At 69.3% G+C, this 11,073-nt stretch carries 10 protein-coding genes; 8 read left to right on the forward strand and 2 right to left on the reverse strand.

What is annotated here, in order from left to right; all coding sequences use genetic code 11:
* Positions 1 to 47: 47 nt before the first annotated feature.
* From R9Z33_RS05695 to R9Z33_RS05730, 8 genes are all read left to right on the forward strand, one after another.
* Positions 48 to 182, forward strand: a complete 135-nt coding sequence (locus R9Z33_RS05695) for a hypothetical protein (protein WP_318650335.1) — start codon at positions 48 to 50, stop codon at positions 180 to 182.
* Between the two features lie 18 nt (positions 183 to 200).
* A complete protein-coding gene (locus tag R9Z33_RS05700; protein ID WP_318650336.1) occupies positions 201 to 407 on the forward strand; it encodes a hypothetical protein in 207 nt (68 codons plus the stop codon).
* A gap of 111 nt (positions 408 to 518) precedes the next feature.
* Entirely contained in the window at positions 519 to 2,732 is a 2,214-nt protein-coding gene (locus R9Z33_RS05705) for a sensor histidine kinase (protein ID WP_318650337.1), read from the forward strand.
* Entirely contained in the window at positions 2,729 to 3,385 is a 657-nt protein-coding gene (locus tag R9Z33_RS05710; protein ID WP_318650338.1) for a response regulator transcription factor, read from the forward strand. Before R9Z33_RS05705 ends, R9Z33_RS05710 begins: the two co-directional genes overlap by 4 nt.
* A gap of 93 nt (positions 3,386 to 3,478) precedes the next feature.
* Entirely contained in the window at positions 3,479 to 4,927 is a 1,449-nt protein-coding gene (locus R9Z33_RS05715; protein ID WP_318650339.1) for a hypothetical protein, read from the forward strand.
* A 39-nt stretch (positions 4,928 to 4,966) separates the two neighbouring features.
* Entirely contained in the window at positions 4,967 to 5,968 is a 1,002-nt protein-coding gene (locus R9Z33_RS05720) for a hypothetical protein (RefSeq protein ID WP_318650340.1), read from the forward strand.
* Positions 5,969 to 5,994: 26 nt separating this feature from the next.
* The gene (locus R9Z33_RS05725; protein ID WP_318650341.1) at positions 5,995 to 6,660 is read left to right on the forward strand and encodes a hypothetical protein; all 666 of its coding nucleotides are present in this window, start codon (positions 5,995 to 5,997) and stop codon (positions 6,658 to 6,660) included.
* Between the two features lie 371 nt (positions 6,661 to 7,031).
* Positions 7,032 to 8,825 carry an IlvD/Edd family dehydratase gene (locus R9Z33_RS05730; RefSeq protein WP_318650342.1) on the forward strand — a complete coding sequence of 598 codons (1,794 nt, stop codon included), beginning with the start codon at positions 7,032 to 7,034 and terminating at the stop codon, positions 8,823 to 8,825.
* 127 nt (positions 8,826 to 8,952) lie between these two features.
* On the opposite strand, the gene R9Z33_RS05735 is transcribed toward R9Z33_RS05730, so the two are convergent.
* Together R9Z33_RS05735 and R9Z33_RS05740 are read right to left on the reverse strand one after the other, a co-directional pair.
* Positions 8,953 to 9,546 (reverse strand): hypothetical protein, encoded by a 594-nt coding sequence (locus tag R9Z33_RS05735; RefSeq protein ID WP_318650343.1) that lies wholly within the window; start codon positions 9,544 to 9,546, stop codon positions 8,953 to 8,955.
* A 35-nt stretch (positions 9,547 to 9,581) separates the two neighbouring features.
* On the reverse strand, positions 9,582 to 10,850 hold the full coding sequence (locus R9Z33_RS05740; RefSeq protein ID WP_318650344.1) for a hypothetical protein: 1,269 nt from the start codon (positions 10,848 to 10,850) through the stop codon (positions 9,582 to 9,584).
* Positions 10,851 to 11,073: the final 223 nt, after the last annotated feature.

Below are 11,073 nucleotides of genomic sequence, written 5' to 3' on the forward strand. Positions count from 1 at the left end.
TCGCCTTCAAGGCGCAGTTGCTCCTGTGCTAGCCTTTCGATCCTGAGATGACACCGGACCGCCGCCGCTCCCTCCTCGCTTTCCTGACGACGCCCTACGCGTCGTCCCCCCGGCGCCTGCTGGTCGTCAGCGTTTTCATCGCCATCATCCTGACGCTCGGCGCCTTCGGCGCGCTGTCCTGATGCGGGAGGGAACTCTGCGTGGAAAGTGACTTCGCACGGCTGGACTGGGATGCCCTGATCGGTTGGGCGATGACCGCCGTGCCGATGCTGCTGTTCGTCGGCATCATCTGGTACCGGCGGTGGCGGCGCGATCCCAAGGCCTTCCTGGAACGGCTCGGCACCACCACGCCGGGCACCACCATCCCGGGCTCCTCCACCTTCACGCAGCCCAAGGGCCGGCTCTGACTCGCTGGCCTTCCCGTCGTGGGAGCCTTGCCGCCCCCTGAACATCGTGAAAGGAATCAGGCGGTCAGGAGCGAAACGGGACTCAGGGTGCGAAAGCCGGAACAGACGGTCATGGAACGCGGGGCCGCGGCCACCCGGCGCGGTCTTTTCTCGCCGGCCGGCATCATGCTGGCCGCGACCGCTTTCTCCACCCTCTGCGTCGCGCTGGTCCTCGCCGCGGCGCTCTCGCAGCCCTGGCTCGGCCTCACCCTGGCGGCGGAAGCGCCGGGCGGTGGCGTCAGGATCGCGGCGATGGCGCCCGACGGGCCCGCGGCCCGGGCCGGGCTGCAGCCGGGTCAGCGCCTTGCCGCCATAGGCCAGGGGGGCGGCATGCCACTGCGCGCCGAGGACCTCATGGAGGAGCCGGACGCGCACGAGACCTACGCCGCCTATCGCGACTTCATGGCCCGCCAGTCGCGCATGGCCGCGCTGCTCGCCGCGCCGGAGGTCATCCTGCACGTCGCGCCGCCCGGCACGGCGGCGGCGGAGCCGCGCCCCGTTCGGCCCGGGGAGCGGCCACTCGGCGCGCTCCCCCTGGTATTCTGGGTGCAGGTCGCATCCGCGATCGGCTGCCTCACCATCGGCGCCTGGGTGTGGTCGCTGCGGCGCGGTGACCTGGGCGCGTGGCTCTTCGCGCTGTCGGGCCTCGGCCTCTTCGCCTCGGCGCTCGCCGCCGCGGTCTACAGCACGCGAGAGCTGGCGCTGGACGGCGCCGTGTTCCGTCCGCTCTCGGCGGTCAACCATTTCGGCGCCTATCTCTTCGGCGTGGCGATGATCGCGCTGTTCCTCACCTATCCGCGCCAGCTGGTCCGGCCCTTGGCGCTGCTGCTGGTGCCCGGCCTGTTCGTGCCGCTCTACCTTGCCAACATCACCCATCTGGTGGGGACGCCCGCGCTCGGCATCCACATGCCCGTCGCCACCATGATGCTGGGCATCATCCTGCTGGTGCTGCTGCAATGGGTGCTGGCGCGGCGCGATCCGGTCGCGCGCGCGGCACTGCGCTGGATGGGACTCTCCGTGGTGCTGGGCGCTGGCGCCTTCGTCGCGGCCATCGCCGTGCCGCCGCTGCTCGGGCGGGAGCCGGCGCTGAGCCAGGGCTATGCGCTGGCCTTCTTCGGCATCGTCTATGCCGGCATCGCGCTCGGCATTCGCCGTTACCGGCTCTTCGACCTCGGCACCTGGTCCTTCCGCATCCTGTTCTATGGCGCGGGCCTGCTGCTGATGGTGGCGCTCGATGCTGCGCTCATCACGCTGCTGAACCTGGAGCAGGCACCCGCCTTCGGCCTGGCCCTGCTGGCCGTGGGCTTCCTCTACCTGCCGTTGCGCGACGCACTGGCCCGGCGGCTGCTCGGCCGCCGGCAGCCCGAGCATCACGAAATCTTCGCAGCCGCGATGGACGTCGCCTTCGCGCCCACCGCGACGGGGCGCGCGGAGCGCTGGCGCGGGCTGCTGGTCCGCCTGTTCGATCCGTTGGAGATGGAGCCGCTGCCGGATGGGCCGCCGGTGCCCGAGGCCAGCCCCGACGGTGTGGAGATGACCTTGCCCGCCTTGGCCGATGCGCCGCCGCTGCGGCTGCGCTTCCCCTTTCGCGGCCGGGGCCTGTTCGGCCCGCTGCAACTCGGCCTGGTCCGCCAGCTCGCGGTGCTGATCGCCGAGGCCGCCCGCAGCCGCGACGCCTATGAGCGCGGCGTCGCGGAGGAGCGGCGGCGCATCGCGCGCGACCTGCATGACGATGTCGGCGCGCGGCTGCTTACCGGGCTGAGCGGCGCACCGACAGAGACGCGGCCGCTGCTCCAGGCCGCGCTGACCGACATCCGTGCCATCGTCAGCGGCCTCTCGGGGGAACGCGCGACGTTCGACCAGGTGCTGGCGGAGATGCGGCACGAGGCGGCGCGCCGCTGCGAGGCCGCGGGCGTCACGCTCGACTGGCCGCTTGGCGCCATGATGGAAACGGCGCCGCTGGAATACCGCGAGGCGAAGGCCCTGACCTCCGCGATGCGCGAGATCGTCAGCAACATGCTGCGCCATGCCGCTGCGGGACGCTTCTCGGTCCGCGCGGCGCTGGAGGAGGGGGTGGTGACGCTGCGCGCCGCCGATGACGGCGTGGGCTTCGCGGAGCCCGCGCCGGGCGGCGGCTTCGGGCTTGCGAACATGCGGCAGCGCGTCACGGAACTCGGTGGCAGCCTCGCGATCGAGTCCGGGCCGCGCGGCACCAGCACGACGATCCGCCTGCCGCTGCCGGCGGCCGTTGCGGCGCCGCTGCCCGCGCCGCCCGCCGCGCCGTGACGCCCGGTGCCGCGCCGCGCAGCTGCCTGATCGTCGAGGACCTTCCAGCCTCGCGCGAGGTGCTCCGCCGCGTCGCGGAGACCGCGTTTCCCGGCATCGCCACCCTCGCCACGGCGACCCTGCGCGAGGCGCAGGCCGCACTGGATGCGCCCGGCGCCCGGTTCGACCTGGCGCTGGTGGATCTCGGCCTGCCGGACGGGTCGGGCATCTCGCTGCTGCACCGGATCGCCGCGGCGCATGCCGGGACCCTGCCGGTGGTGGCCACCATCTATGACGGCGACGCCCACCTCTTCGAAGCGATCGCCGCCGGCGCGCGGGGCTACCTGCTGAAGCAGGAGGAGCCCGCGTTGCTGGTGGAATATCTCCGGCGCATCGAGCGCGGCGAGCCGCCGCTCTCCCCCGCCATCGCGAACCGCATCCTGGGCCATTTCCGCAGCCGCCTGCCGGGCCGGCGCGACGAGGCTGGGCTGACCCCGCGCGAGGCCGAGACGCTGGCGCTGCTCGCGCGTGGCCTGACGGTGGCCGAGGCGGCGGCGCAACTGGGGCTGAAGCCGCAGACCGTCGCCAGCTACGTCAAGGTCATCTACCAGAAGCTCGACGTGGACACGCGCGCCGCCGCCACGCGCGAGGCGATCCGCCGCGGCTTGGCCTGACGGGCGCCCCCCCGTTCAGGGGTGTCGGCGCGGGTCGGCGCGGTGCAATCTCGACGCCGTGGCGCCCCCCTTGCGGCGCCAAGGATCGTCCTCATGCCCATCGCGCCCGCCCTCGCCACGCTGTTTTCGCTCACGCTCCTTTTCGCCTGGCCCGCCGGGGCCCAACCGCGCGGCTGCACGGTGCCGGCCGGGCCGCTCCAGGCGACGCTGTGCCAGGATGACGTACTGCGTGCCCTGGATGCGCGGCGGCGCGCCTTGGAAGCCGAAGTCGTCGCGACGGAACTGCGCCGCGCCACCTTCGCCCAGCGCGCGCGCGACTGGCAGGCCACGCTGGCGGCGGATGCGCCCGACCGCGGGGCGCTGCGCGACGCCTATGCCGCGCGGATCGCCGCGTTGGAGGAGGCGCTGCGCCAGGCCCGCGCGCTGCGCCGGATCGAGCAGCGGCGCGGCGCGGATGGCCGGCTGGTCGCGGCACAGGGAGGCACGATCCCGCGGCCTGCGATGCTGGAACAGCGCTGCCTCGGCACCGCCCTGCGTGATTGCCGCGTCACCGGCGCGGGGGTCGCGCTTGGCGAGGATGGCCGCACGCGCGTGCTTTGGCAGATCCAACAGGGCTTCACCGAGGCCGATGGCGTGCGCTCCGGCATCGTGCTGCTCGCCGAGGTGCCGGGCGGCGTGCGCCTGCTGGGCTGGTCGTTCGAGGGGCATGGCTATGAGGCGCCGCGCATCCTGGCGGGCGAGGGCGGGCCGCTGCTGCATGTCCGCGGCAGGGCCGGCGGCATGGGCCGCGCGAATGGCGACCTGCTTTACCGGAACGGGCCGCGCGGCTGGGAGGAGATCGAGACCGAGAGCTGGTGGGCCGCGCTGCCGGGCCGCCTGCCGGCCGGGCTCGAGCTGCGCCAGGCGGTGACTTATGACTTCGAGCAGATGGCGGCCGAGGCCGTGCTGTCGCGCGCGGAGGATGCCAATTGCTGCCCCTCGGGCGGGAGCGCGACGCTGGATTTCCGCATCGAGGGCCAGGGGCTCGTCCTCGCAGGCGTCGGGCTGGATGCCATCGCGCGCGCCGTCTCGCCGCGCGCTGATTCCTGCCCGGCTGAACGCGCGACCTATCGCCTCGATGCCCCGGGCGAATGGACGGCGGAGCTGCGGCGCGAAGGGCCGCCCGCCTCCGATGCCTCGGACCTGCTGCTGCGCCTGCGCTCCGGCGCCAGCGGGCACGACCTCTGGTTCCGCTTCGCCGCCGCGCAGGGCTATGGCGGGCTGACCCTCTGGCCCGTCTCCGCGCCGGGGCCCGGGACGGCCGAGGATGGCGTGCGCGACCTCGAGACCGATGACGCGCTGCGCCTCGATTTCCACCCGGTCAGCGACGCATTCGCCATCCTGCCCGATCCACCGCGCAGCGGCGTTCCGGCGCCGCGGCGGCTTTTCATCCCCGCCCTGGGCCGTGCGCTGCACTACGGCGAATTGCCGCAGCAGGCGCAGGCCGGCGCCGCGCGCGCGCCGATGCCGCCGGGCTTCTGGGTCCTTTCCGCCTGCCGCTGAGCGGCGCCGCCTTCCTTCCACCTCACCACAGGAGACTTCATGCTGCGCCGTGCCTTCGTCCGATCCACCACAAGCCTCGCTGCCCTCGTGATGCTGGCGGGTTGCCTTGGCGCCAATGAGGGCGTGCGCCCCGCCACGCAGCGCGGCAGCGTGCTGACCGGCTTCGCGCCCACCTCGGACGTCGTCGTCAACGGCCAGTCCTACCTGGCGGGCGCGCCGCGTCGTGTCTCCGTGGTGGGCTTCGTCGTCGCCTTCCAGACCGACCTCTCGGCCTCCGCCTCCGCATCGCGTCTTGGCAGTTCGGGCGTGGTGCGCGCCTCGGTGCGCGCCAACCTCAGCGGCGTGGATGAGGCGCGCATGCAGCAGATCACCGATGCCGCCTGGAGCGACTTCCAGGAGCGGATGCGCAGCGCCGGGATCGAACTGGTGGAACCGCCGGCCAATGTCTCGGGCCAGCCGAGCCCGGTGCGCGGCAGCGGGCTGATCGTCTTCGCGCCGACCGGCCGTTCCGTCGTCAGCACCGACACGGGCCTGCCCGGCATTTCCGGCTTCAGCGGCTTCGACACCAATTCGCCGATCCGCGTCATCAGCACCCTGCCGCGCAATGATGGCGTGACGGCCGTGGTGGTGCGCCATTATGTGGACTTCGCCAATGCCGAAGCTTCGGGCGGCATGTTCGCGGGCCGCGCGAGCGCCGAGTTCACGCCCGCATTGTCGGTGCGGGCGGGCAGCGGCCTCAGCAACATCGCGACGCCGCGCGGCGTCGCTTGCGTGGGCTATTGCCCGAACAATGTCGGCAGCATCACGCTCGGCCAGGCGGTCTTCTCGATGGACCGCTACGGCGATCCGGTCCGCGATACCTCCGCCGGCGCCGTCGCGACGGGCGTGCTCAGCGCCCTCTCCGGCGCTTCGGTCGGCCGCTATGAGGTGCGGGCGGATCCCGCTGAATATGCGCGGATCTCCACCTCCCTCCTGCGGGACGCGCAAGGCAAGGTGGTGGGCGCGCTGCTCGGCGCGATGGGCGCGGCGCCGGGCAGCTGAGGAGCCGGGCGGCTTTGGACCGGCTGATGCGAGGATCGGTTCCCGCCCTTCTGGCGCCACTCGCCGTCCTGGTGCTGGTCTTCGGGCTCTATGGGACGCTGGCGGGGGCGCTGGTCGGGCTTGCGGAGATGGTCCGGCTGCCCGCCATCCTGCTTGGCGTGGCGCTGGCCTGCCTGCCGCGCGGCGCGGCGCCGCTTCCGGCCATCGCCGGCTGGATCGCCATCGGCCTCGTCGCGGCGCTGGTGCTCCGGGCTGCGCTTGCCACCCTGGGTGCGGCCGCCTGGCTGCCCACCACGGGCGAGGACCTCGCCGGGGCCGACCTGCTGCTCGATGCCGGATGGCTCTGCGCCCTCGCGCTGCTGGCCTTCCGCGGCGGGCGGGGCGGTGTCTCGGGCCCCATGCTGGCGGCCATCGTCGCGACGACGCGCATCGGCGCCTTCGTGGACCTGCCGGGGGCGCTTCTGGGCGAGGCTTGGTCGGGTTCGGCCGGGATCGTCACCTTCGCCGCCCTCTGCCTTCAGGCGGTGGCCGGCGCCTTGGCGGCGGGCCTGGTCACGATCGGCGCCGGCTGGTTGCTCGCGCGCTGCGCCAGGGCTGGGGCGAGGCTCGCGGCGCCTGCGGTCCTTCTCGCCGTGGTCGCGCTGCTGGCGGCTGCGGCGCGCCTCTGGGAATTGTTCGGCAGCAGGCTCTGATCGCGCGGGGTCAACCCGCCAGGACGGTCGCCGGAAGCGCCAGGACCCGTTCCGGCCCCATAAGCGGCAGCGCGCGGTGCGCGTCGTGGAATCGCAGGGGATCGGTGAGGAGCCATCGGCCATCATCGCGCGGATCAGGCTTCACATGGCCATCGGCAGCACAGCACCGGCCATACGAAGATCCGCGATCGCCGCGCCCATGCCCGAAGATCCGTCGCGCGGCGAGGCCCACGGCCAGTCGGATGCGGCGCTGGTGCCGCCCGGATCCCGACGCATCTGCGCGCCGCCAGGCCCGCGGATGGGATGGCCGGTGATTGACAGGTGCTGACGGCGCCGTGTCCCCTCAGCGGCGATCAGCCAGGACGCGTCAGATGGACGAGCACGACCAGACCAGGAAGCCCTTCAAGCTGCGCAGCCAGCGCTGGTTCGACGACCCCGCCGATCCTGGCATGACCGCGCTGTATTGCGAGCGCCAGCTGAACTTCGGCATGACCTTCGACGAGTTGCAGTCGGGCCGGCCCATCATCGGCATCAGCCAGACGGGCAGCGACATCGCCCCCTGCAACCGGCACCACACCATCCTCGCGCAGCGCATCAAGGAGGGCATCCGCGATGCCGGCGGCGTGCCCCTCGAATTCCCAGTGCATCCGATCCAGGAAACGCTGAAGCGGCCCACCGCCGCACTCGACCGCAACCTGCAATACCTCTCGCTGGTCGAGGTGCTGCACGGCTATCCGCTGGATGGCGTGGTGCTGACGATCGGCTGCGACAAGACGCCCGGCGCGGGGCTGATGGCGGCCGCGACGCTGAACATCCCGGCCCTGGCCTTCTCTGGCGGACCGATGCTGGATGGCTGGCACAAGGGCCGCCTCGTGGGCTCGGGCACGGTGGTCTGGGAGGCGCGCCGCATGCTGGCGGCGGGCGAGATCGACTATCGCCAATTCATGGAGATGGTGGCGGCCAGCAGCACCTCCTGGGGGCATTGCTCCACCATGGGCACCGCGCTCTCGATGAACTCGCTGGTGGAGGCGGTGGGGATGAGCCTGACCGGCTGCGCCGCCATCCCGGGCCCGCACCGCGAGCGCGCGCAGATGGCCTATTGGTCCGGCCGGCGCATCGTCGAGATGGTGCGCGAGAACCTGACGCCATCGCGGATCATGACGCCAAAGGCCTTCGAGAATGCGGTGGCGGTGGCGAGCGCCATCGGCGCCTCCTCCAACTGTCCGCCGCACATGATCGCCATCGCGCGGCACATGGGCGTGGAACACTCTCTGGAGGACTGGCAGCGCATCGGGGCGGACATCCCGCTGCTGGTGGATTGCCAGCCGGCCGGGCGCTTCCTGGGCGAGGCCTTCCACCGTGCCGGTGGCGTGCCGGCCGTGATGCGTGAGTTGCTGGAGGCCGGTCGGCTGCATGGTGATGTGATGACGGCCACCGGCAAGACGGTGGCGGAGAACCTCGCCGCCATCCCGCTCTCACCAGACCGCGAGGTGATCCGCGCCTATGCCAGGCCGATGAAGGAGCAGGCGGGCTACCTGGTGCTGACGGGCAACCTCTTCGACAACGCCGTCATCAAGGTCAGTGTCATCGACGCCGAGTTCCGGCAGCGCTTCCTCTCCGACGATCCCGACGTGTTCGAGGGCAAGGTGGCCGTCTTCGAGGGGCCGGAGGATTATCACGCGCGCATCGAGGACCCGGCTCTGGGCATTGACGAGAAGACCGTGCTGGTGATCCGCAATTGCGGCCCCGTGGGCTATCCGGGCTCGGCCGAGGTGGTGAACATGCAGCCGCCCGCGGCGCTGATCAAAGCCGGGATCAAGGCACTGCCCACCATGGGCGATGGGCGGCAAAGCGGCACCTCGGGCTCGCCTTCCATCTTGAACGTCTCGCCCGAGGCGGCGGTGGGCGGCGGGCTGGCGCTGCTGCGGCATGGCGACCGCATCCGCATCGACCTCAAGACGCGGCGCGTGGATGTGCTGATCCCGGAGGAGGACCTCGCCGCGCGCCGCGCTGCCTGGGTGCCGCCGGTGCTGCAGAACAAGACGCCGTGGGAGGAGATCTACCGCAATTCCGTGGGACAGCTCGGCAACGGGGCCTGCCTGGAGGCGGCGACGCTCTACCTCAATATCCTCGAGACGCGTGGCGAGAGCCGGCACAATCACTGAGGGGAGGGACGACCCGGTGGGCTGGATGGCCGGATGCGCAGTCACTGGGGGAATTGGCGGAGGAGGTGCGACTCGGTACAGGCGGTCTCCAGGCTGAAGCCTTGGAGAATAGGCGCCAGGATAAGAATCACCCATTCGCTGCAATCAGCTTTTGGATGAATGTCATCGGGGTATCTGTCGCGGTGCGGGACGGAACTACCAGGCCCGCTATCCTAAGGGTTTGTGCAACGCGAATCATAAAATCTATACAGTCATTCCCGCTCAGAGAATAACGTTCCGCTGATGCTGCAAGATTATCCGGGATACCCAGTATGACCAATGTAGGTCGTGCTGCAGTTAACGCGTCCTGATAGCGAGCCCGATCCACTTGCACGGTTAGGCATGCTTGCTTCATATGGGTGAAGCGTTCCTCGGCCTGCTGACCAGCGACCGATCCCCCACCAAAGTAAGTAAATACTGCTGCTGGGGTCGTGGTTGATGGAGCTACTGTATGGCCAACGGCACGAAAAATGCGACGTTGTCCCGTCGGCTGTTCACTAAAACTGACGAAAGCATGACCGGGGAAACCCCAGGAATTCGGACTCGGTCGCGCACAGAATCCAATCTCTGTAACGCCCGAAGCATCCGTTTGAGTTCTAAGGTCTTTCTCTCTCGCCAAGGCTGCTGGAATCGCCAGCATAATGGTCGCCGCCACCACAATTACAGAGAGAGCCGATTTCATGTGGACTCCTGAAGGATAAATCTGGGATCGTCAGACTAGCACCACGGCAAGCAGATGCGCCTTCCGCCGACCGATCCTAATTGCAGCGGCGCCGGCGCCAGTTGGCTGGGATTATTAAATACTGAATTAGAGCCGCCCCAAATCTGGGATGGATTTCGAACGAACGAATTGGAACCGCCGAAAACCTGGCCAGGATTTCGGACAAAAGAATTGTCTCCACCCCATATCTGACCCGGGTTATTGACAACTGAGTTGGGGCCGCCAGCGATCTGACCTAGTGTCCGAGCAGTCCAACCGTTGCGACCGATGAGGTCGTTAGAATCTCCAAAGCAACCGTCACCTCCGACCCCGTCCGTCATGCATTTAGTTAGCTCACGCATCGTCAGGCGTGAACCGATGCACCCCGCCGCGGCATACGGCTGCCCACCGGTCGAGACGACGCACTGGACAGCGATCTGTTGCTCCGGGTTCAGTTGCAGATTGAACATGTTGGCGCCAGCACACGTTGCCATTCCTGTCGGGTCGCCCTGAGATTGCGCTGCACACTCAAGCGCAACGCGTTGTTCGCGGCTTAACTCGCGGCCCAACATCCGCGAGGCGGAGCATCCAGCAAACCTCCCGGTGTCTCCATTTGCGCTGACAGCGCAGTTGAGGATGGCTTGCTCGTCAGGGGACAGGTTGCGGTTCAGGAAAGAGGCGCCGGCACAAACACCAAAGGCATTGCGATCGCCATTTGAACTTAAGGCGCATCTCGCCAAGATCCGCTGGTCATCAGACATGCGAATTCCCGAATTCGATGCAGCACATGTCGCAAAGGTCTGCGAGTCAGAGGCGGAGACTGCGCAATTCAGAACTGCCTGCTGTTCTAGAGCCAAGAACCTCCCCGAAGCGCAGGATGCGAACTGTCCCGCATCGCCGTTGGAGTTAGCCGCGCAATTTAGGATAGCTCTATCATTTTCGTTTAGCGAGCGGCTCAGATATTGCCCGCCTGCGCAGCTGGCAAACCTACTGGCGTCACCGCGTGTCGTCATTGCACAACCGGCGACCACGCGCTGCTCGTCGGAAAGACGAATTCCAAGATTCGGCGCAGCGCAGTTGGCGAAGCCAGCCGCGTCGCGGTTCGAGACCGCGCAGTCGAGTACTGCCTGCTGGTTCCGCGGCAAAATGATTTGTTGACGCGCACACCCAGCAAAGGCTGCGACATCGAGGCCGACACGCTTTGCGCATTCAGCAGCCAAGCTCTGCGGCGAAGACAAGTCAGCCGGCAGACCAAACGAGGAAGCAGCGGGCACAGGGCCGCTCATGCGATCAAGGCTAAATTGGCCGACCAGAGTGCAAGGGCTCGGCCCGAATGGACCGCTACACATCGGGCCTGTTTCAGAAGTCCCGCCCGGAATCACCTGAGCAGCGCGTGGGTCAAACGCGGCGCCACGCAGTGTTCCAGCCTGTTGTTGGGCCAAGTAGGCCTGGATCACCTGACACGGTGCAGGCCCCATCGGCCCGAGGCAAATAGGGCCTACTCCAGGC

This window comes from Sediminicoccus rosea (genome assembly GCF_033547095.1).
GTDB lineage: Bacteria > Pseudomonadota > Alphaproteobacteria > Acetobacterales > Acetobacteraceae > Roseococcus > Roseococcus rosea.